This is a genomic window from Arthrobacter sp. NQ7 (assembly GCF_029581595.2).
Classification (GTDB): Bacteria; Actinomycetota; Actinomycetes; order Actinomycetales; family Micrococcaceae; genus Arthrobacter; species Arthrobacter phenanthrenivorans_B.
Window position 1 is genome coordinate 328,507 of the sequence record NZ_JARFXU020000001.1, and the last position, 21,070, is coordinate 349,576.

General features: G+C 66.9%; 21 protein-coding genes. 12 read left to right on the forward strand and 9 right to left on the reverse strand.

From position 1 onward, the window contains the following. Positions 1 to 83: 83 nt before the first annotated feature. A complete protein-coding gene (locus tag PUN71_RS01530) occupies positions 84 to 1,574 on the forward strand; it encodes an FAD-dependent monooxygenase (RefSeq protein WP_277797104.1) in 1,491 nt (496 codons plus the stop codon). 409 nt (positions 1,575 to 1,983) lie between these two features. Then, positions 1,984 to 3,153 (forward strand): acyltransferase family protein, encoded by a 1,170-nt coding sequence (locus PUN71_RS01535; protein WP_277797105.1) that lies wholly within the window; start codon positions 1,984 to 1,986, stop codon positions 3,151 to 3,153. Positions 3,154 to 3,245: 92 nt separating this feature from the next. On the opposite strand, the gene PUN71_RS01540 is transcribed toward PUN71_RS01535, so the two are convergent. From PUN71_RS01540 to PUN71_RS01550, 3 genes are read right to left on the reverse strand one after another with little or no spacing between them, the layout of a single operon-like run. Beyond that, on the reverse strand, positions 3,246 to 4,166 hold the full coding sequence (locus tag PUN71_RS01540) for a cation diffusion facilitator family transporter (RefSeq protein WP_277797106.1): 921 nt from the start codon (positions 4,164 to 4,166) through the stop codon (positions 3,246 to 3,248). A 3-nt stretch (positions 4,167 to 4,169) separates the two neighbouring features. Further along, the gene (locus PUN71_RS01545; RefSeq protein ID WP_277797107.1) at positions 4,170 to 5,048 is read right to left on the reverse strand and encodes a cation diffusion facilitator family transporter; all 879 of its coding nucleotides are present in this window, start codon (positions 5,046 to 5,048) and stop codon (positions 4,170 to 4,172) included. Beyond that, positions 5,045 to 5,371: an ArsR/SmtB family transcription factor gene (locus PUN71_RS01550; RefSeq protein ID WP_043449369.1), complete on the reverse strand. Its 327-nt coding sequence runs from the start codon at positions 5,369 to 5,371 to the stop codon at positions 5,045 to 5,047. Before PUN71_RS01550 ends, PUN71_RS01545 begins: the two co-directional genes overlap by 4 nt. A 125-nt stretch (positions 5,372 to 5,496) precedes the next feature. On the opposite strand from PUN71_RS01550, the gene PUN71_RS01555 reads away from it, so the two are divergent. Next, complete coding sequence (locus tag PUN71_RS01555) at positions 5,497 to 7,197, forward strand: HNH endonuclease signature motif containing protein (RefSeq protein ID WP_277797108.1); 1,701 nt, start codon at positions 5,497 to 5,499, stop codon at positions 7,195 to 7,197. A gap of 214 nt (positions 7,198 to 7,411) precedes the next feature. Here the strand turns inward: PUN71_RS01555 and PUN71_RS01560 are convergent, their stop codons facing one another. Then, positions 7,412 to 8,950 carry an LCP family protein gene (locus PUN71_RS01560; RefSeq protein ID WP_043449237.1) on the reverse strand — a complete coding sequence of 513 codons (1,539 nt, stop codon included), beginning with the start codon at positions 8,948 to 8,950 and terminating at the stop codon, positions 7,412 to 7,414. A gap of 201 nt (positions 8,951 to 9,151) precedes the next feature. Between PUN71_RS01560 and ftsW the strand changes: the two genes are divergently transcribed. Together ftsW and PUN71_RS01570 are read left to right on the forward strand one after the other, a co-directional pair. Further along, positions 9,152 to 10,426: a putative lipid II flippase FtsW gene (gene ftsW, locus PUN71_RS01565; RefSeq protein ID WP_277797109.1), complete on the forward strand. Its 1,275-nt coding sequence runs from the start codon at positions 9,152 to 9,154 to the stop codon at positions 10,424 to 10,426. Beyond that, the gene (locus PUN71_RS01570) at positions 10,410 to 11,684 is read left to right on the forward strand and encodes an MFS transporter (RefSeq protein WP_277797110.1); all 1,275 of its coding nucleotides are present in this window, start codon (positions 10,410 to 10,412) and stop codon (positions 11,682 to 11,684) included. The genes ftsW and PUN71_RS01570 overlap by 17 nt, the downstream gene beginning before the upstream one ends. Positions 11,685 to 12,240: 556 nt before the next feature. On the opposite strand, the gene PUN71_RS01575 is transcribed toward PUN71_RS01570, so the two are convergent. Continuing rightward, a complete protein-coding gene (locus PUN71_RS01575; protein ID WP_277797111.1) occupies positions 12,241 to 13,017 on the reverse strand; it encodes an ANTAR domain-containing protein in 777 nt (258 codons plus the stop codon). Between the two features lie 204 nt (positions 13,018 to 13,221). Here PUN71_RS01575 and PUN71_RS01580 point away from each other — a divergent pair, with 204 nt between their 5' ends. Further along, the gene (locus PUN71_RS01580) at positions 13,222 to 13,740 is read left to right on the forward strand and encodes a MarR family winged helix-turn-helix transcriptional regulator (RefSeq protein WP_043449232.1); all 519 of its coding nucleotides are present in this window, start codon (positions 13,222 to 13,224) and stop codon (positions 13,738 to 13,740) included. 62 nt (positions 13,741 to 13,802) lie between these two features. Beyond that, positions 13,803 to 14,246 carry a hypothetical protein gene (locus PUN71_RS01585; RefSeq protein WP_277797112.1) on the forward strand — a complete coding sequence of 148 codons (444 nt, stop codon included), beginning with the start codon at positions 13,803 to 13,805 and terminating at the stop codon, positions 14,244 to 14,246. A 188-nt stretch (positions 14,247 to 14,434) separates the two neighbouring features. Here the strand turns inward: PUN71_RS01585 and PUN71_RS01590 are convergent, their stop codons facing one another. Then, a complete protein-coding gene (locus PUN71_RS01590) occupies positions 14,435 to 14,758 on the reverse strand; it encodes a hypothetical protein (protein WP_277797113.1) in 324 nt (107 codons plus the stop codon). Positions 14,759 to 14,915: 157 nt separating this feature from the next. Between PUN71_RS01590 and PUN71_RS01595 the strand changes: the two genes are divergently transcribed. Next, complete coding sequence (locus PUN71_RS01595; protein ID WP_277797114.1) at positions 14,916 to 15,350, forward strand: arsenate reductase ArsC; 435 nt, start codon at positions 14,916 to 14,918, stop codon at positions 15,348 to 15,350. Between the two features lie 22 nt (positions 15,351 to 15,372). Next, positions 15,373 to 16,350: a thioredoxin-disulfide reductase gene (trxB, locus tag PUN71_RS01600; RefSeq protein ID WP_043449223.1), complete on the forward strand. Its 978-nt coding sequence runs from the start codon at positions 15,373 to 15,375 to the stop codon at positions 16,348 to 16,350. 72 nt (positions 16,351 to 16,422) lie between these two features. Here the strand turns inward: trxB and PUN71_RS01605 are convergent, their stop codons facing one another. After that, positions 16,423 to 16,764, reverse strand: coding sequence for a hypothetical protein (locus PUN71_RS01605; protein WP_043449220.1), 342 nt, complete (start codon positions 16,762 to 16,764; stop codon positions 16,423 to 16,425). Positions 16,765 to 16,955: 191 nt separating this feature from the next. On the opposite strand from PUN71_RS01605, the gene PUN71_RS01610 reads away from it, so the two are divergent. The 3 genes from PUN71_RS01610 (at position 16,956) to PUN71_RS01620 (ending at position 19,502) form a co-directional block, all read left to right on the forward strand. Beyond that, positions 16,956 to 17,570 carry a PAS and ANTAR domain-containing protein gene (locus PUN71_RS01610; RefSeq protein ID WP_277797115.1) on the forward strand — a complete coding sequence of 205 codons (615 nt, stop codon included), beginning with the start codon at positions 16,956 to 16,958 and terminating at the stop codon, positions 17,568 to 17,570. A gap of 131 nt (positions 17,571 to 17,701) precedes the next feature. Next, on the forward strand, positions 17,702 to 18,139 hold the full coding sequence (locus tag PUN71_RS01615) for a hypothetical protein (RefSeq protein ID WP_043449218.1): 438 nt from the start codon (positions 17,702 to 17,704) through the stop codon (positions 18,137 to 18,139). A 145-nt stretch (positions 18,140 to 18,284) separates the two neighbouring features. Further along, on the forward strand, positions 18,285 to 19,502 hold the full coding sequence (locus tag PUN71_RS01620; protein WP_277797116.1) for an MFS transporter: 1,218 nt from the start codon (positions 18,285 to 18,287) through the stop codon (positions 19,500 to 19,502). Between the two features lie 10 nt (positions 19,503 to 19,512). On the opposite strand, the gene PUN71_RS01625 is transcribed toward PUN71_RS01620, so the two are convergent. Beyond that, positions 19,513 to 20,367 carry an SDR family NAD(P)-dependent oxidoreductase gene (locus PUN71_RS01625; protein ID WP_277797117.1) on the reverse strand — a complete coding sequence of 285 codons (855 nt, stop codon included), beginning with the start codon at positions 20,365 to 20,367 and terminating at the stop codon, positions 19,513 to 19,515. 23 nt (positions 20,368 to 20,390) lie between these two features. Next, on the reverse strand, positions 20,391 to 21,068 hold the full coding sequence (locus tag PUN71_RS01630; RefSeq protein WP_277797118.1) for an NADPH-dependent F420 reductase: 678 nt from the start codon (positions 21,066 to 21,068) through the stop codon (positions 20,391 to 20,393). Between the last annotated feature and the right edge of the window lie 2 nt (positions 21,069 to 21,070).

Here is a 21,070-nt window from a genome sequence, read left to right on the forward strand (position 1 = left end):
AAGGTACCGCGCGCAGGGGGCCTTGCGGCAAGGGCCCGGGGCTGGCGCATACTGGCGGTCCACGAACGAGGGGACAGGCTGGGATGCACGAGGTAGTGATTGTGGGAAGCGGGCCCACCGGGCTGATGCTGGCGGGGGAACTCCGGCTGGCGGGAGTGGACGCGCTGGTCCTGGAGCGGCGGCCTTCCCAGGAACTGGCCGGGTCCCGCGGCGGCGGGATCCATTCGAGGAGCATCGAGCTGCTGGACCAGCGCGGCATCGCGGAACGGTTCCTCGCCGAAGGCAAGACCGTCCAGACGGCCTCTTTTGGCGGCACGCAGCTGGACCTGGGCAGCCTGCCCACGCGCCACCCCTACACCCTGGCTCTGTTCCAGAACCATATCGAGCGGCTGCTGCTGGAGTGGGTGGAGGAGCTTGGGGTGCCGATCAGGCGCGGCGTGGAGGTCATCGGAGTTTCCGCGGACGACGACGGCGTGGACGTTGAGCTTGCCGGCGCCGGTCCAGTGCGGGCCGGGTACGTCGTGGGCGCCGACGGCGGGCGCAGCATGGTGCGGCGGTCTGCCGGCATTCCGATGGCGGGTCCGGACGCGACCCGCAGCAGCCTGATCGCCGAGGTCAAGGTTGCCGGGGAACCCGCGCAGCAGGGGAAGGTGGACGCCCGAGGAATCCACGGGCTCTACCCGATGGGAAACGGGATCGTGCGGGTAGTGGTTACCGAGACTGCTCTGGGTCCGGCCGCCGAGCCCACCATGGAGGACCTGCGGCAGGCCCTCACGGACGTGTTCGGGACGGATTTCGGCGTGCACAGCCCCATCTGGCTGTCACGGTTCACGGATGCCACCCGGCAGGCGGAGTCCTACCGGAAGGACCGCGTGCTGCTGGCCGGTGACGCCGCGCATGTCCATTCACCCACCGGCGGGCTGGGCATCGGCCTGGGACTGCAGGACGCCGTGAACCTTGGCTGGAAGCTGGGGCAGGTGGTCCGGGGAATCTCAGGTGCAGGCCTGCTGGACACCTACCATGCCGAGCGCCATCCCGCCGGGGCCAGGGCGCTGGGGTACACCATGGCACAGTCCCTCTTCCAAAAAGCCGACCCCCGGCAGGAGGCGCTGCGGGGACTGCTCGACGAGGTCCTGCGGGTCGACGGGGCGGGCACGCCGGTCGCCGCACTCATTTCCGGCCTGGACGTTTCCTACCACCCTGGGACGGGCCACCCGCTGCTGGGCCGCCGGATGCCGGACCTGGACATCTCCACCCCGCGCGGCTCCATGCGGGTCTACGAACTGCTGCACCGGGCCCGGCCGGTGCTGCTGGAGTTCGGCGGCCAAACGTTGCAGGCGGGCGGCTGGTCAGGGCGCGTAGAGCACGTCACCGCAACCTACGACGGCGCGTGGCAGCTTCCCGTGCTGGGCAAGGTCGCCGCCCCGGCGGCAGTCCTGGTCCGCCCGGACGGCTACGTCGCCTGGGTGGGCGAAGGCTCCGCGGACGGGTTGGCGGATGCCCTTGCCTCCTGGTTTGGCCGGCCGGTCCAGGAACCCGGGGCCGTCCGCCACACATCCATTAATACGGGGTAATTGAGCGAAAACTACGGCTGAACCCCCTATTGCAGCGGCGGCGGGTCTTGTAAGCTGACCCCGGGTCAGGCAGACGGCCTTCAGTTGCCGTCGAAGGACCAAGCCATGACCGCCCCTGCCACGCACCAGCCACCTCCCGGCACGGCCGTGCCCTCATAGCCGGCGCGGATGTGGCCCAAGGGAAACCAGTTTTCGGGGGTGGGCCACATCCACGCCTTACGCTCCGGGAGCCAGCAGCGTGGCTGGCTCCCGGACTCCGGTGCAGCATCGTCAGTTCTGCGCCGCCAACTACCCGGAAACAAGGGCCGACGGACGCCGCAGTTTCAGCCGGCGCCCAGCCTCCACCCAGCGCAGTTATGGAAACGTTATATATGCTTGCTTAGTGGTTTTGAGGATAAGCAGCGCAAAAGTGTCAGCATCAGGAAGGCCCTCGGCACCCGGAGCAGGGGTCATCGCCGGGCGCAAGCATGCCCTGGACGGGCTCCGGACCATCGCCGTGGCGGGCGTGTTCTTCTTCCATACCGCCACCGATTCCATGCCGGGCGGATCCATCGGCGTGGACGTGTTCTTCACGCTCAGCGGCTTCGTGATCACCCTGCTGATCATGAAGGAGCGCCTTGCCACCGGCAGGCTCCATCTCGGCATCTTCTATGCCAAGCGGCTGGCCCGGCTGTGGCCTGCGCTCCTGGCGCTCTGCGCGGTGATTGTGGCCACCGGTCTTGTGTTTCCCGGGTCGGGCTGGGGTGGCCAGGCCGGGTTTGTCCTGCCGGCGGCCGCCTACGTGATGAACCTGGCGCACTTTGGCTTTTTCGGCGACTCGATTGCCGGTGAAACACTGGGGCCCACCTGGACCCTGGCCGTGGAGGAACAGTTCTACCTGGTGTGGCCGGTGCTCCTGCTGGTGATGCTCCGCTTCTGGAAGATCCGCACGGCAGCCCTGGCCACGGTGGCCCTGGCCGGCGCGTTCGTGCTGAACCGGTTCCTGCTGGTCACTGCCGGCGAACCGCTGGACCGGATCTACAACGGACCGGACACCCGGGCCGATGAACTCCTGGTCGGCTGCGCCCTTGCCCTGCTGTTCACCGCTGTACGCCAGGGCTCCCGGCTCCACACCGTCCTCGTGTCCGCAGCCCGCTGGGCCGCTGCCCCCGCCGGCCTCGCGCTGGTGGCAGCGCTGTTCCTGCTCAAGGAACCCGACACTCCCGGCCCGTGGTTCAACGCGTTCTGGACGGCCGGACCCACGGCGCTCGCGCTGCTGGCCGCAATCCTGATCGGCTCCTTGGTCCTGCAGCCGGCCGGTTTCCTGTCGCGCCTCCTCAGCCATCCGTGGCTGGCGCGCCCCGGCCGCGACCTGTCCTACGGCCTGTATCTCTGGCACCTGCCCGTCTACCTGCTGCTGATGCCCCTCATCCCGCACCTTCCCGTCCGCATCGCCCTGACCGCCGTCCTCACCGTGCTGCTGGCCTACGCGTCCTTCCGCTGCGTGGAGCGGCCGCTCCGCCGCTGGGCCAACAAAAGGCTGGATCCCGCCGTCGTGCCTTCCGCCCCGGAACGGGCCAAGGAGTCCGTGCCGGCGTAGGGCGGGGAGCCCGGACCTGCCGGCGTGCGGTGTCACAGTGTTCGGGGCCGACGGCGGCAGGCGGCTTGGGTGCCGCTGGCGCGGCTGCGCCGTCAGTGCGGGATGCTTTCCTGGTCGCGGTGGGCTGCGGGTTCGATCTGGAAGGTGGAGTGCTCCACGCTGACGTCAAAGTCCTGGGCAACACAGCGCTGCAGGTCGGCCAGGATGGTGGCCGAGTGCCCGTCGCGCATGCACTGATCCTGGACGGTGACATGCGCGGAGAGCACGGGGACGCCTGAGGCGACCAGGGAGGCATGCAGGTCATGCACGTCGATGACATGCGGGAGCGCCAGGATGTGCCGTCGGACCTCGGACAGGTCCAGGCCCGGCGGAGTGCTCTCCATCAGCACGTTCACGGTGTCCCGGAGCAGTTTCAGTGTCCGGGGAATGATCAGCACGCCGATGAGCAGGGAGACGACGGCGTCCGCCCGGGTCCATCCGGTCAGCGCAATAACCAGCGCGGCCACGATCACCGCGATTGAGCCGAGGGCGTCGTTGAGCACCTCAAGGAAGGCCGCTTTCATGTTGAAGCTGTGGTGGCGCGCGGAAGCGAGCACCAGCAGTCCCACCGCGTTGCCTGCCAGGCCCACGACGCCGAACCACAGCATCAGTGGCCCACCAACCTCGGGTGGTTCAACCAGGCGGCGGATGCCCTCGACGATGACGAACCCGCCGACGCCCAGCAGCAGTGCGGCCTGGCCGGCTGCTGCGATGATCTCCGCCCTCTTGTACCCCCACGTGCGCTTGTAGGTGGCGGGTTTCAGGGCCAGTGACGCCCCAATCACCGCAATGAGCAGCCCGGCCGAATCGGTGAACATGTGTCCCGCGTCGGCCAGCAGCGCCAGGCTGCCCGTGAGGACCGTGCCGACCACCTCGGCCACCATCACCGTGAACGTGATGGCGAAAACCAGCAGGAGTTTGCCCCGCTGGCTGTGGGCGTCCGCGCTGTGGCTATGGTTGTGGCCGCTGCCCACCGGTCAGCCCTTCCGGACGATCGGCAGGCCCAGAGGTTGGTGTTTGGCGGACGTGGCCGCCGTGCTGGAGCAGCCCGGGCAGCAGCCGTCCCCTTCTGTGGTCCCCGGAAGCGTGGCCGCTTCGCCGGGGTCTTCTGCTTTGGCGGGTGCTGCGGTGCTCGGAGCGGGGCAGCAGGTGTCTGTCGGTTCGCCGGGTGCTGCGGCGCCGGGAGTGGCGCAGCACGCGTCCTCCTGTCCGCCGAGGTCCGCGGCGTGGGGAACCGCGCAGCACGCGTCCCCGCGCCAGGCGTTGACGCCTTCGCGGATGGCGATGCCGGCGATCACCAGTGCCGCTCCGGCGTCGGCCCACCACCAGCCCAGGGTGCTGTTCAGGACCAAGCCCACCAGAAGCACAGCAGAAAGGTAGGTGCAGAGCAGGGTCTGCTTGGAATCCGCCACGGCCGTCCGTGAACCGAGTTCGCGTCCTGCACGCCGCTGTGCCCAGGACAGGACCGGCATGACGGCAAGGCTCAGGCCCGCGATCACGATGCCCGGCACGGAGTGCTGCGCTTCACCCGCACCAGCCAGGGATCGGATGGCGTCGACGGCCACGAACGCGGCCAGGGCGAAGAACGAAACTGCGATGATCCGCAGGGTCACGTGTTCCCGCCGCTCCGGATCCTTGGCGGAAAATTGCCAGGACAGGGCCACGGCCGATGCCACTTCGATGATGGAATCCAGCCCGAAGCCGATCAGGGCCGAGGAGTCCGCGGTGCCGCCCGCCCACAACGCCACAACCGCTTCGATGATGTTGTAGGTGATGGTCGCGGCCGCGAAAAGCCTGATCCGCCGGCTAAGTACCCGGCGGCGTTCCATGGTGGGAAGGTAGAGGGCGGTGGTCATGCCAGGCACTCTCCGTCCGGGGCGCAGCAGGCCGGATCCACGGCCAGTACAACGTTGATTAGGTCCTTGATGGCATGGCCGATCCGCGCGTCGGCCAGTTCGTACCGGCTGCGCCGCCCGTCGGGGACGGCAACCACCAGGCCGCAGCCGCGCAGGCAGGTCAGGTGGTTGGACATGCTCTGCCGGGAGACGCCCAGACTGTCCGCCAGATCCGAGGGATAGGACGGCGCTTCCGCGAGGGCCAGGAGGACACGGGCGCGGGTGGGGTCCGATACGGCGTAGCCAAAACGGGCCAGCACCGGAGCCTGCGTGACGGTCTGCATGTCCCCAAAGTACAGCCGACGATGTATTCACGCAAACATGGATTCATTTGCCGGGGCCCGGGATCCGTGGCCGGGATAGGTACGTGGGCCCTGTGATTGTCAGACCCCCTTGCGATGATGGGTTTATGGGGACAGCGGCGGTGGCTCAGGCGTTCGGGGAGATCCGGGCTGCCATAGCGGTGCTGAATGCTGAGCTGGATGGGGCCGGTTCGGTGCCGTTTTCTGCAGCTGACCCTCTCGGTGGTTTGGCGGATAGGTGCCTGGATATTTTGGCTGGTGCGCGGGAGGTGGAGGCCGGGTTCGCGGGGTTGAAGGCGAAGGCCGCGGTGAAGTATTCGGAGGCTGCTTGTGCCGTTGCGGGCCCGGATGTGCCGGTGGTGGCGCAGGAGATGGCGGTCACGGCCGAGATCGGGTGTGTGTTGGCGTTGGGGCCGCGGGCCGCGGGGTCGTTCCTGGCCACCTCGCACGCCGTTGTTTCCTCATTGCCGCGGACCTTGGAGGCTTTGCAGGCCGGGACGATTTCCTGGCAGCACGCGGTGGTGATGGCCGATGAAACCGCCAGCCTGGATGCCGCGGGGGCGGGGGCGCTGGAAGCCCATTTCCTGGACCCCGACGCCCCAGACCCGGCGCGGGGGTGCCCGGTGGGGCAGTTGCCGGCGCACCGGTTCCGGGTCAAGGCCCGGTCCTGGAGGGAACGCCACCACTCGGAGTCGATCGAGAAGCGGCACGCCCAGGGGGTGGTGGAACGGCGGGTGGAGTTCCGGCCGGACCGGGACGGAATGGCCTGGCTTAGCGCGTGCCTGCCCGCGGACCAGGCGGTGGCGGGCTGGAACCGGCTCACCGCCGTCGCCCGTGCCCTGCAGGGCCCGGACGAACGCCGGACCCTGACCCAGCTCCGCGCGGACCTGTTTGCTGCCACTGTCCTGGGCGGCGGCACATCAGACCGCACGGACGCCCACGCGACTGGAACCAGCGCGGACGCCCACAAGACGGCAGCCAGCACGGACGTCCACGGGACGTCCGCCGGCAGGGATGCCAGCACGACGTCCACCGGCACGGATGCTTCCCCCGCCACGGCCGGTGGCGCCCGGGCCCGCCACAGCGACAGCAGCGGCGGGGGAGACTGCCGTACCGCTGCCGGGAGCGTTGAAGAAACAGATGTCCCGCCGACATCAATAAGGGCCCAGGTGCTGGTCACCGTTCCCGTGTTCTCGTTGCTGGGCCTGACCGATGAACCGGCAATGCTGGACGGGTACGGGCCCGTCCCGCCGTCCATGGCGAGGGAACTAATCGCGGACGGAGCCGGCTCGTTCTACCGGGTGTTGGTGGATCCACGGGACGGAGCGCCGCTGGAGATCGGCAGGACCAGCTACCGCCTCACGAAAGCGATGCGGGCGTGGCTGCGGATGCGGGACGGCAAGTGCCCGTTCCCGGGCTGCAGCAACCACTCCCTGGACAACGAGGCCGACCACCTCCTCGGCTGGGCCAACGGCGGCACCACCGGGATCAGCAACCTGGGACAACCCTGCCCCAAACACCACAAACTACGCCACACCACCGGCTGGAAACCCAGCCCCGCGACCAAAAACGAACCACCCGGCTGGACCTCACCCACAGGCCGCTATTACGCCAGCGAACACCAGGACTGGGAGCCACCCCACTGGCCTCCCGGGTTCCTGCCTCGCGTGCGCAGCAAAATCAAGCAACGGATCCCAATTAGAGAACCGAGCCACGCAGAGAACGGAGCCTTGTGGAAGAGGCCTTCGTTCAACAGCTGGCCCTGTCCTGAGGCAAACGGCGTCGGCTCGCACATCCCCCCGGACTAGAAGCCGGGCCGGCCAGTTCGGCATAGCTGGAATCGGCGCCGGCTCGCCATCCCCCGGACTGGAAGCCGGGCCGGCCGGTCTGCCGTCACCGGTGGGGAGGACAACCGGCCGGTCCGGAATAGCTGGAATCGGCGCCGGCTCGCATATCCCCCCGGACTGGAAGCCGGGCCGGCCGCCGATACACCGCGACCGCGTTCGCAGAGCAGCCCGTCGCCTAGTAGCCGGTGGGGTTGGCCGACTGGCAGGTCTGGTCGCTGCCGGTCTGTGCCACCACGCCACCCGGGGAATCCGGGGTCGACGGCGGCACGGTGGGTTTGGTGCCGGTGGTGAAATCGGTGCCCGCGTAGAGCTGCACGCCCTGGATATTGCCAACCTGCTGGACGCTGCTTGCCGGCAGTCCAAACAGGACGGCTACGTCGGCGGCCACATCCTCGAACCCGGCCGAGTAGTACACCATCGTCTTGTCCTGCGTCTGGGCCTGGAACTTGGTCAGCTTCGTGAAGCCTGCATCAGAGAGCAGCCCGGCAATCGCGTTGCTCCGGGCCGCCAAGCCGGTGCCGTTGGCGACGGAGATCGGCTGCAGCGACTTGTCGTAGGCGGGCGCCGCGGGCGTTGCGGGCGCTTGTGTTGGGGATGCCGGGGCGGGCTGGCTCAGGTCCGGGCTGTTGCGCAACGCAGTGAAGAAGGTTGACGCCGCCGGCTCAGCAAGGGTGAGCCGGTTGGGGTCCTGTGGCGCGGGCATTGTTGGCGTGGTGATGAAGTTGATATTGGCGGGGTCAATGTTCTTCAGCCTGTTGGCGATAGTCAGCAAGGAGGGGATGGACGACAGGCCCGAGTCGACCGTCAGGTTCCTCGTGATGGTATCGGCAATGGTGAGGGTCTTTTGCGGGTTTCCCAGCGTGCCCTCGGACTTGAGCTTTCGGCTGAGCGAAGCCAGGAATCCCTGCTGGGCCTGGATGCGCCCCAAATCCCCGCCATTGGCGAATGCATGCCGCGTGCGGAGGAATGCCAGGGCCTGTTCGCCCTGAACCTGCGATGTGCCGGCGGGCAGGTTCAGGCCGCTGTCCGGATCGTGCACGGCATCACTGACGCATACTTCCACGCCACCCACGGCGTTGGACAGCTCCTTCACCGCATTGAAGTCAGCCATCATGAAGTGGTCCACTTCCAAACCGGTCAACTTGTTCACGGTGTCCACCGCACAGCCAATTCCAGCCTGCGCCATGGCGCTGTTGATCATGACGTCCTGCCGCGCAGGATAAGCCTGCTTGGTTTTGGGATCGGTGCAGGCCGGAACATCGACCAGCAGGTCGCGGGGAAAGCTGACCACGTTCACATGCTTGTTGTCCGCGGAGATGTCCAACAGCATCATCACATCGGACTGCCCGTAGCCGGAGGAGTCCTCGGCGCTGCCGTACTGGCTGTTGCTTCCGTCCCTCGTGTCCGATCCCAGGACCAGGATCTGCAGCCGGTCGGTGCTGTCATTAACGGCACCTTCGGTCCGCTCCCCGCCCGCCGTCAGCTCGGACGTGCTGATGTTGGACTGCAGGCGCCAGGCCCAGTAGCCGCCGAAAGCCACGGCGCCCAGGAGCAGGACCGACACCACGGCCGTAACGGCTTTGAGCCAGCGCGGTACCCGGCGGGCAGGCCGGCGGTGGCGGGAACTGGCGGCATAGAGCTCACCTTGGCCGGGATAGGCACTCGGGCTGGAGCCAACCTGATCCTGGCCGGGGGACTTTCTGGAACCGAACACGGCAAAATGACCTTCGGGAGGGGATGGGTTTCGGATACCCTACAGGCCTTAGCTGGCAATTCCCTCAGAACGATCAGGCGCGCGGCCCTGCTGCCGCCATCATCGGCGTGGGGAGGCGTACTCTTTCTTCTCGGCGGTACCGCCCCGGAGCTGGGCCCGGCCATGGGGGAAGTCCTGGTGTGCAGGCTGAGGAACGGACAGATGAATACAGGACAAAAGCAGCGCGCGACGGGCCGTCCTGCCCGGCGCGGGCTGGGCAAAGTAGCGGTGTGGCTCGAAGATGACTCCCCGGGACGCCTGCGGCCCCTTATCCTGGCGGTGGTCCTCACGCTCTCCGCAATCGGACTCGTGGAAGTGGCCTCGGCGTCGTCCGTTGAATCCGTGGCACAAGGCAACAATCCGTACGATCTCCCCTTGAAGCAGGCCATGTGGACCGTGGCCGGCGTGGTGATCATGCTGGTCTTGGCCCGCTTGCCCGTGCGGCGGATCCGTCGTCTGGGCTGGCCGCTGCTGATAGGTTCCCTGATCGCCCTTGTCCTGGTGTTCACACCGCTCGGTATGTCCGTCAACGGCAACCGGAACTGGCTGAGCGTGGGCGGCTTCACCGCACAGCCATCAGAATTCGCCAAGCTATCGCTGATCGTGTGGGCCGCCGCCATCCTGGACCGGAAACAGGCGCTGCTGGCCAACTGGAAACATGCCGTGGTTCCCCTGGGTCCTGCGGGCGGACTGATCATGCTGGTCGTGGCGCTGGGGCATGATCTCGGCACCACCATGATCATCATGATGATCCTGGCCGCCACCATGTTCTACGGCGGCGTGCGGATGAAGGTGTTCTCGGTGGCAGGCATGATCTGCGTGGTGGCGGCCCTGCTGCTTGCAGCAACCAGCGGCAACAGGATGGGCCGCATCTCATCCTGGCTCGGCATGGGATCCGCGGAGGACGCCCAGGGCATGGGCTACCAGGCCCAACATGGCGCCTACGCCCTTGCCTCCGGCGGCTGGTTCGGCGTGGGCCTGGGCCAGAGCCGGCAGAAATGGAACTGGATCCCTGAAGCCCACAACGACTTCATCTTCTCCATCCTGGGCGAAGAGCTTGGCCTGGCCGGGACACTGCTGGTCCTGGGCCTCTTCGCCATCCTGGCCATCACTGTCTTCAAGACCATCGCCCGCACCACGGACACGTTCTCGCGCATCGTCGCCTGCAGCGTGATTACCTGGATCCTGGGCCAGGCGGTGATCAACATCGCCATGGTCAGCGGGTTGCTGCCGGTCATCGGCGTGCCGCTTCCGTTCATCTCCTACGGCGGCTCGGCCATGGTCTCTTCCCTTGCCGGAATCGGGGTCATCCTGGCGGTAACCCGTCCCGATCAGGCACCTGCCAGCGGAGCCCTGCACGCCGCCGCGGCCCCGCGGGGCCGGGACAGCCGCGGCGGCACCGCAAAGCAGCCCAGGGAGCATGAGTACCAGCGGTAGCGCCGGGGGGACCGGTCCCGCGGTGCCCATGACCGCCATCCGCTTCATCCTGGTCTTCGGGATTGTCAGTGCGCTGATGGACATGGTGTACGAGGGTGCCCGCAGCGTCACGGGACCGTACCTTGGCACGCTCGGCGCCTCGGCGCTCCTGGTCAGCGTGGTGACGGGGGCCGGTGCGGCAGTGGCCCTGGTCCTCCGCCTGGTCTTTGGGCGGCTCGCAGACCGGCCCGCCCTGCGGTGGACCCTGGCGATCAGCGGCTACGGCCTGACCGCACTGTCCGTCCCCCTGCTGGGCATCACCGATGCACTGTGGATCGCCTGCCTCCTGGTCCTGGCCGAACGGCTCGGCAAGGCAGTCCGGAGTCCGGCGAAGGACACCATGCTCGCCGAGGCCGGATCCTCCCTGGGCCGGGGAAAGGCCTTCGCGCTGCATGAAGCCCTCGACCAGGCGGGCGCGTTCGTTGGCCCGCTGCTGGTGGGTGCGGCCCTGGCGCTCTCCGGCAGCTACGGCCCGGGTTTCCTGCTGCTGGCCGTTCCCGGTCTTGTGGCGATGCTGATCCTGTTCCGGCTCAAGCGCAGGGTCCCTGATCCCGGCGCCTTCGAAACCGTGGTGCGCATGGATGATGGCGCATCTCCGGCAGGCGTGTTGGCTGCCGCGCCCGCTGCCACCCCGATGCCCCGCCAGTTCTGGCTCTACGCCGCCTTCAGCAGCCTGACGATGTTCGGCTATGCCACATTCGGGCTGCTCTCCTTCCATGCGGTGGCCACAGGACTCCTTGCGCCGGCCCTGGTTCCGGTCCTGTACGCGGCGGCCATGGGCGTGGATGCCGTGGCCGCACTGCTCTCCGGCTGGCTCTATGACCGGGTGGGGTTGAAGGTACTCCTGGTCCTTCCGGTCCTTGCCGCCGCGGTTCCATGGCTGGGCTTCAGCAACAGCGCCCCGCTGGCCGTAGTGGGGGCGCTGGTGTGGGGAGCAGCCATGGGAGTCCAGGAAAGCACCATGCGGGCCGGCGTGGCAGGGCTTGCACCGGCAGCCCGGCGGGGGAGTGCCTATGGAATGTTTACGGCCTGCTACGGCCTTGCCTGGCTGGCGGGAAGCTTGCTTATCGGCTTGCTCTACGAACAGTCGGTACCGGCGCTGGCCGTCACCATAACGGTTGTCCAGGCGGCGGCACTGGCCGTCTTCGCGATAGTGCGGCCGCATTCAACCGTTGCCGGCAGCAGTAAACGGGGGTCTTCGGGGAAGAAAAACACCTAGGCGACGGCTCCCGCTGTCTCGGGGCATTCAACGCAGCGGACGTCAGCAACCAGGGAACCGGCGTCGTCCTTATGGAAATGGGTGACGTGATTGGTGGTCCTGCCGCACGTGGGGCAGAAGCACTGGCTTTGTTTTGTCCACATGCATGAATAATACGGAACAGCCCCGCAAAGAGAAGTTCGCGGCCGAAAGTATGTGGATCGCCGCAGCCCTTCTTAACCGGATCTTGACCAAAACCCGGCGCGATCCTTCAGTCAACGCTGAGATTCGCGGCGTAGTTTGGGCTCATCACCGCAGTAGGCAGTAGGGAAGGGGCGCAGGACAATGACCATTACCGATTACTTCGTGGCTCTTGGCGGCATGCTGGCTTCACTCGGATGCGCAGGGCTGGTGGCAGCAGGCCTGATCCGGGCACGGGCCCGGCACTAGTTTGACACGGCGGCACGGCATTTCCGGGCGGCAGCTTCTGTGAAGCGCCTGCCCCGGGTGGATGCGGGTGGCGTTCATGCTGCGCTACGGCATTTTCCCGGATGGCAGCTTCTGTAACGCGCCTGCCCTAGGCGAAGGCCGGCGGCTCGAACCGCGTCGCGGGCAGGCCGCTGGGCATGGCCTTCAGGATGCTGTCCGCAACGCTGCGTACTTTGAGGTTGCGGTGCCGCGAGGTGCCGGCGAGCTTGCTGAACGCTTCCGCGTAAGAGCAGCGGTTCTGTGCCATGAGCACCCCGCAGGCCACGTCGATGCTGGTCCTGCTCTCCAATACCTGCTTCAGGTTGTCGCCGGCCCGGATGATGCCGTGCACATCCAGCGCCAGCTTGAGGCTGTGCGACGCCACCCCGCCAAGCCAGGCTGCTTCTCCGATGACCTTGGCCGTGAACCCGTAACCGGGAGGGCCCAGCAGGATGAGGGCAGCGGCGGAGCCCGGCTGCAGTTCAAGGGGGACTGCTAGGGCGGAGCCGAAGCCGTTGTCCAGCAGGCGCTTCCGGTATGCCTGCCACCGGGAGCCGGCATGGTTGATGACCGCCGGCGCTGCCAGGGCCGAACCCAGCGCTGCAGGTCCATCCCCGTGCTCGTCCTCGGAAGCGGCAAGCCCTGCTGCGGCCGGCGTGCTCCCGGCGGTGGCATAACAGGCGCGCTGCCGGTGCAGGACAGCGGCGCACTCGATTCTTGTGCCCGCCGTCGTGCTGATCCAGCGCGCGGCAGCATCGGTAAGTCGTTGCAGGGACTCTGCGTCGCCGTCGGCCCCTGTCACCAGGTCCAGGAGGAATCCCTGCCGCTCGGGCTCCCTGTTGTTCGCCGGGCCGCCACCTGCCACCCTGCACCCCCATCCCGTCATGTCCCTTGGCCCTGGTGCCGCGGGTTTCATTGCAATGTATTAGCAGGGTGCGCGCGCGGCACGAGTAGCCGGTACTCTACTTTTTCGCACCACCTGCGCGGGTACTTGGACGGGCTGCCCGACGTTGTGGAGGTGGTGGGAGGCAGAGTGGGCTACCATAGGTTTGTTAGACAGCCAAGCAAGTAGGATATCGAAGGAATTCGCATGAACCCGCATGGTGCAAGCGAAGGATACAGGTACCCGCCCACGGAAGGCGCCCAGCCCGGAGCGGTTGATGTCATCAACGCCCTCCGCGAGTTCCGTACGTCAGAGACCGCCATGAGAAGGCGGACCCGATCGTCTGTCGCGATGGGGGAGACGGACCTCCTGGCCCTGCGCTACCTCATCGACGCCGACGCCGCCGGCACCGGAATCCGGCCCACGGAACTCGCTGCCCGCCTGGGGATCACCTCCGCCTCCATGACCAGCCTCGTTGACCGGCTCGTGGCCAATGGCTACGTCACCCGCGAACCTCACCCGTCCGACCGCCGCGCGGTCATCCTCCGGCCCACCCCGGGCGCCGACGAAGAGGTCCGGCACAACCTCAACCAGATGCATACCCGCATGCTTGAGGCTGCCGAATCGCTGTCCCAGGAGGAAATCCGGGCCGTGATGCACTTCCTGATGCGCATGCGTGAAGCAGTGGATGCGGTGAATTCCCCGGCCGGCGCTACTGTCCGGTAGACAAAGGGATAATCCTAGTTAGACTAGCTACATTGTTAGTTAACTACCGGATGGCGGATCGCATGACTGCAGTACTTGAACCTCAGGCGCCGGGACAGTCAACTCCCGCGGATACCTATGAAGTCCTCCCGCACCAGCCGGCAGTTGCCGCGGTGCTTCCTGAACCGGGCGCGCCTTTCCACTGCGGCGTGGCAATGACCGAGTCTCCCATTCCCATCGCCTCACTGGGATGGGCGCCGCTGGAGCTGGGTTCGTCCGAGTGGTGCTGCGCCTGCGGTTACCGGATGGACGGTGGCCCGGCCGGCGATCCGCTCGAGGCCGTCCGCCTGGCGTCGGCCAGGGTGGAAAGCATTCAGTGGGAACTTGATACGGCGCAGGAGCGGTTTGGCACTGCCCTCCGGAACGCGTCACGGCTCGGCGCCTGCCAGGAGGCACTCAGCGAGGCCGCAGGCCTTAGTGCGGCGGAACTTCAGGAATTTCTGGCCGACGGCCAGAGGATCGTCTAGCCCGAAAATCAGGTAGGGGCGGGGCCTGCCTCAGGCAGGCCCCGATTGGTGTCATGCTCCGCAAACCCTGAAGCGCAGCCATCCGTCTCTTCAGATGCAGCTGCACTTCGGGTTATGGAGATGAAGTTCGAAAATTGTCGGCCGGCTCTGGCCCGAATCCTGGGCGCGGCGAGGGGCCGGAAAATGTTTTATGCAGCCAGGCTGGCTGCTGACGGACGCGGATGTCGCCGGCCGGCCAGCACGCTGAGGGTGCATGGCTGCTGGGCCGGATCGATCATGGCGGGCAGCTGCCTGGACTCGGAGGCGGAGCGGAGCATATCCAGCGCTTCCTCATCCACCCAGGCTCCGGAAATATCGAGTTCCAGGTCCAGGCCCCCCTTGAGGGAGTTGGCGCGTTTTGCCACGACATACAGTGCGTTGATGCTATGGACGGTGATGTGCCCCTTTGCAATCACCTGGGCCTTGCTGTGATCCAGATCCACCCGTACTACGATGTTCAGCTTAGAGTTCAAGTTGTAAAGCCTTCCCCGGCATTGGCTGCAACGCTGCAGCTTCTTGCAATGGCCCGTTTGCATGAGCCTCCATTAGATTAGGCAACGAATGTGATGCACGCAACACGGTGATGTTTGTTACACCTGCGAAGACCGCTATCAGTTTCAGGAGCGCCGCATGACCATCCCGCCCGCCCATAAGCCGTCCGTCCTCTTTGTCTGCGTCCACAACGCCGGCAGGTCACAGATGGCCGCGGCATTCCTCGCCTCCTTGTCCAGGGGAGCGGTTGAGGTCCGCTCGGCCGGTTCCCAGCCCGCGGAGAAGGTGAATCCGGCCGCCGTCGAAGCCATGGCAGAGGTGGGTATCGACATGTCCGCTGAGGTGCCGAAGGTGCTGACCACCGAGGCGGTGAAAGAATCGGACGTGGTGATCACCATGGGATGCGGTGACGAGTGCCCGTTTTTCCCGGGCAAGCGTTACGAGGACTGGGTGCTGGAGGATCCGGCCGGCAAGGGCGTTGGCTCCGTCCGTCCGATCCGTGATGAGATCAAGGCACGCGTTGAACAACTGATCACCGAACTCCTGCCCGCGCAGCACGCGGACGCCCAGTAGTACCGCCACCGAAGGACACTCCATGAGCAAAGAACAGCTGATCATCATCGGCTCCGGCCCCTCCGGCTACACCGCCGCAATCTACGCCGCCCGCGCCGGCCTGAACCCCCTGGTCCTGGCAGGGTCCGTCACCGCCGGCGGTGCGCTGATGAACACCACCGAGGTGGAAAACTTCCCGGGTTTCCCCGGCGGCATCCAGGGCCCCGAGCTGATGGACGGGCTGCAGCAGCAGGCGGAAAAGTTCGGCGCGCGCATTGAGTACGACGACGCCACCTCGGTTGATCTCAAAGGTTCCGTCAAGCGTGTGGTCACCGGCGCCGGGGAGACTTACGAGGCACCCGCCGTCATCCTGGCCACCGGCTCCGCCTACAAGGAACTCGGGCTGCCGGAGGAGAAAAAGTTCAGCGGCCACGGCGTCTCCTGGTGCGCCACCTGCGACGGGTTCTTCTTCCGGGACCAGGACATCATTGTGGTGGGCGGCGGCGACTCCGCCATGGAAGAGGCAACCTTCCTGACCCGGTTCGGAAAGTCCGTGACCGTGGTGGTCCGCAAGGGTGAACTGCGCGCCTCCCGCATCATGGCCCAGCGCGCCAAGGACAACCCCAAGATCTCCTTCGCCTGGAACTCAGCCGTGACCGCCATCCACGGCGACGGCAAGGTCACCGGGGTCACCCTGACCGACACCCGCACCGGCGAAACCAGGCACCAGGGCGCCACCGGCATCTTCGTGGCCATCGGGCACCTGCCGCGCACCGAACTGGTGGCCGGCCAGGTGGATTTGGACGACGAAGGCTACATCAAGGTCGATGCACCCACCACGTGCACCAACCTGCCCGGTGTTTTTGCCTGCGGCGACGCCGTGGACCACCGCTACCGCCAGGCCATCACCGCCGCGGGTACCGGGTGTGCCGCGGCCCTCGACGCCGAGCGGTTCCTGGCAGCACTGGAAGATGCAGCAAGCATCGCTACCGCACTGGTGGAGGAGCCGACCCACAGCTAGAGAGGCTGCCCGGGCACCCTCGGCTGCCCGGGCAGTCCGCCGTGGTTCCTGTTGTCCTGCGCCGTTCCGGCGTCAGACGACTTCGGGAAGCCGTCCCGTTAATACTGAAACCGGAGCAGCCGACCAGCGCTCCCGCTCCGGCTCGTACGAGACCACCATGGATGTATCGCTCCCGTTCGCCTCGTCAATGGCCAGCAGCAAGGCGTCCTCCACATGCCTGGCATACTCCAGCCGCTCCGGCAGCGAACCCTGCAGCCCGCCGTCGTCGATCACTACGTGGCCCTTGCCGTCCACGATGACCTTGAGTGAAAACCCCTGGTCCTCATGAAGGGACCCGCGGGTGGATGATATTTCGGTGACCCGGTCTGCGCGGACCAGCCCGTTGCCCAGCGTGCGGATCCATACTTCACCCATGAATTGACCTCCCCTTGGATTGGGACGCGCTTCAGTGCCCCATAAGGCGAACGCTACTCCTCGCGGGCGCGTTTGTGACCCCCGTTTTTGCGGGCCCCAGGGTCTTTCGACTGCTTCGCAGGAACGGAATTTGGGCTATTGTGATGCCGACAGCCGACCGAGGGGGAGATAAGACAACTTTGGAGAAAGATATGTGGTCAAACCTTGATACCTACCTTTTTCCTCTCCAGGCCGGCACGGTATGTCCCTCAGGCACTTTTGAACTGGATGTCGCCACCGGGAAGATGAAATGGTCCGACGGGATGTTCGGCATCCACGGGCTGCGCCCGGGGGAAGTGGTTCCCACGTTCGAACTGCTGATGTCCCACAAACACCCACAGGACCGTGAACCGATCCTTGCCCTGTGGAAGAACCTGCTGCAGTCCGGAGGCCAGGGCGCCCTGCTGCACCGCATCATCGACGTGCGCGGAAGGGAGCGGCGCGTCTTCTCGGCCCTCCAGGCGGTGCCCGCAGCGTCCGGGCGCGTGGAGCAGGCGCGCGGGTTCATGGTGGACGTAACCCAAAGCCTCCGCATCGAATCCCAGCAGGCAGCCACGGAGGCAATTGAGGGCGCCTACGCGCACAAGGCCGTGATTGAGCAGGCCAAGGGGATCATCATGGCGCTGCAGGGGGTTGAACCTCCGGCAGCCTTCGAGATGCTGGCCACCTGCAGCCAGCATGCCAACGTCAAGCTGCACATCGTGGCCGAGGAACTGGTGAACGCGGCAGTCAACGGCAAAGCCAGGGAAGTCCTGACGGGCTTCTGAGGAGGCCTCGTCGGCCGGTCCGGGCGGCCGCCGGTTCCCGGAGGACCGGTTCCCGGAGTACCGGTTCCCAGGCGGGCTGCTGGGACCTTCGGCACTTCCGGCCCGGCTGCACCCAGGGCGACCCTGTTGGCATGGCGGACAGGACCTCGACCAGCCGGACGCGCGGCGGCAGCATCGGCTCCGCCGTGGTCAACGCCCTGCTGCTCTACGGCATCAACATCTGGCCGGGTTGGCGGATCGTGCCCTTCCTGACTGCGGACATGGACCGCGTGCTGGACCTCATCAACGCAACCCTGGTCGCAGGAATCGTGGTCAACCTGGTGTGCGCAGTCATCCGCTCCAGGGCCCTCCTGGCCCTCGGAAACCTGGTGTCGATAGGTATAGGCCTGGCGGCGCTGCTCCGGCTATGGGAGGTCTTCCCCTTCGATTTCGGCGGCAACTGGCCCGGCTGGCCGGTGCTGGTCCGGGTGTTCCTGGTGCTCGGAATCGCGGGCTCGATCATCGGCGCCATCGTTGAGCTGGTAAACCTCTTCCGTGCCTTGGCCGGGTTCGAGCCCAGACCGCGCTAAGCCGGGCGCCTTTGGCCCTGGCCGCCGGGCGGCCGAGGATTTTCCCGCCGCGCGCCCGAGGACCTTCCCGCCGGGCAGCAATGGCCTTGTCCGGTGAGTCACACCCGACCCTGTGGAGCAAGGAGCCGGCCATAGGATAAATCTGATGACTTCCCCGGATGATCCCCAGCCCTTCAGCCTGCGCAGTATTGCCGTGGCCGCTTTCGGCCCCACGCTGCTTTTCGGAATCGGCCAGGGCGCCATCCTTCCGGTGGTGGCATTGTCCGCCCGCGGGCTGGGTGCCTCCGTGGCGGTGGCAGCACTGATCGTTACCCTCATTGGCCTGGGATCCTGGTTCTTCAACCTGCCGGCCTCCCTGGTGACCCTCCGTTTCGGTGAGCGCTGGTCCATTGTGGGGGCCGCCGTCGCCGCCGGCCTGGCCCTGGTGGCCGCTGCCACTGCTGCCCTGGCCCCGAACGGACTGTGGCTGCTGGCCGTGGCGATGGCCGTCGTCGGAATGTCCGGTGCCGTGTTCGGCCTGGCCCGGCAGAAGTACCTGACGGAGGCCGTGCCCGTGGCCTTCCGGGCCCGGGCGCTGTCCACGCTGGGCGGCGTCAACCGCATCGGCGTCTTCATCGGGCCGTTCGCGGGGGCTGCCGTAATGCAGTTCTTCGGGCTGGCCGGTGCCTACTGGGTGGGCGTGGTGGCCATGGCGGCCGCCGCTTTGCTCTCCCTCACCATCCCTGACCTCGCGGCGCCGGACGGCCAGCCCGGCAGGGATGCCGGCCCCCAGCCGACGCTCCGGAGCGTGGCGGTCTCGCACGCCGGGGTGTTCCTTTCGCTGGGCGTAGGCATCCTGCTGCTGAGCGCCCTCCGCTCCTCCCGCCAGGTGGTGATTCCACTCTGGGCCGACCACCTGGGCATGGACGCTACCTCCGCGTCCCTGGTCTACGGGCTGTCCGGTGCCATCGACATGCTGGTGTTCTATCCCGCCGGGAAGCTGATGGACCGCAAGGGACGGCAGTGGGTGGCGGTGCCATCGACCCTCCTCATGGGGACGGCGCTGCTGCTGATTCCGCTCACCGGGTCCTTCACGGGGCTCCTGCTGGCGGCGCTGCTGATCGGGTTCGGCAACGGCATCAGCTCCGGGCTGGTGATGACACTCGGCGCCGACTTCTCGCCGGACCGCGGCCGCGGCCAGTTCCTGGGCCTGTGGCGCTTCATGGCGGATGCCGGCTCAACCGGGGGACCGGTGCTGCTCTCCGGGGTCACGGCGCTCGCCTCGCTTGGCCCGGGGATCTCAGCCACCGGCCTCCTGGGGTTCGCGGCGGCGGCCGTGTTCGCCGTCGAAATTCCCCGCCTGAAGCACCGCCGGAACTACTGACGCCCGCAAGTCACGGCAAGTGGGCCAGGCCGGCGCAGGCGTCCCACAGGCGCTTGCGGGCCTGCGGGTCCGATCCCATGCCCGGCGTACCAAGCTCCCTGCGTTTCGCCCAGAGCTTCCCGGATACTCCCGCTGTTTCGCTTGATGTCGCCAGCCAGAGGGCGGTGTCTGCCGCTTCTTCTGCCGGTGCACCGAAGATGTTGGTGAGCAGACGGAACGGGCCGCCAACGTCCTTGAGGAGTGACGTGTTCTTGGCCAGCCCCGGATGGACGGCGTTGGCCACCACGCCTGAGCCCCGCAGGCGTTCGGCAAACTCCTGCGTGAGGAGAACGCGGGCGAGCATGGTGGGTGGTGTGGAACGAAGGTAGCTGTACCGGCCCTTGGCGGTCTGGAGGTCGTCGAAGTTGACTCTGGTGTTGCCGTACTTTGATGCGATGTTCACGATCCGGGCCGTGCCTGCCACCGCCGCGGCGTTCCTGAGCGCGTCAAGCATCAGGTTGGTGAGCAGGAAGTATGCCATGACGTTGGTGGCGAACGTCAGTTCCAGCCCGTCCGGCGTTACCTGGCGCTCCTTACGGAACACTCCGGCCGAGTTCACCAGGACATCGAGCCTGCCGTGGCGTGAGAGGAGGTCAGCCGCCGCGGCGTGGATCGAGGACTGGACCGACAGGTCGCAGGCCAGTGGCTCCAGGAGGGCGGAAGGGAGGACGCTCTGAATGGCGCTCGCTGCCGCTTCCGCGCGGGCGGGTGAGCGGCCAACTACGACGACCAGTGCGCCTTCGCGTGCGAGACCGGTTGCCACAGCCTGACCCAGGCCGCTCGCCGCGCCTGTCACCATCGCCACGGTGCCATCCATGGATGCCATGCTAGTCCCCTTGGCGAACCGGGTCAGCGAACGATCTTGAAGTTGAACGCGGGGGTGCCCAGTGCGCCCCAGAGGCGAAGCCAGACGGGGAGGAGCATTTCCGTGCCACGGGCGGTGGAGATGTCACCGAGGTCGATGACGTCCTCGTGGCCAAAATCCTTCAACAGCCCCGTGACCGTGTGCTTGGCGTCAGCGTCGTTTCCTGAGACGAAGACGGTGCTGCTCCCGGGAAGCGTACCCGGCCGTGCCATGAGGTCAGCGTTGAGGGTGTTGAGCGACTTCACCACGCGGGCGCCGGCGAATTCGCGTTGAATCTGTTCACCGAGCGAATCGGTGTCTTTGACGAAGAGGGTCGGCGGCATGCCGTGGCTGAAGTCCAGTGGGTTGGCGATGTCCAGGATGACCTTGCCGTCGAGGTTTTCGCGGCCCGCCTGCGCCAGGACATCCAGGGAGGCGCTGCCAGTGGTGGCGTTGACGATGAGCTCTGCCCCGCTGGCGGCGCCGGCGTAGCTGGCCAGTGTGATGCCGGGGTTGGCTGCGGCCCAGTCGGCGAAGGGTTCGGTGCCCATGGCGCCGGGCTCCGTGCGGGCCAGTGTGGCTTCGGGGCTGCGGGTACCAATGGTCACCGCGTGTCCGAGCTCTGCCAACCGCGCGCCAAGGGTGCGGCCTACAACGCCGGTTCCAAGGACGGCAATCTTCATGG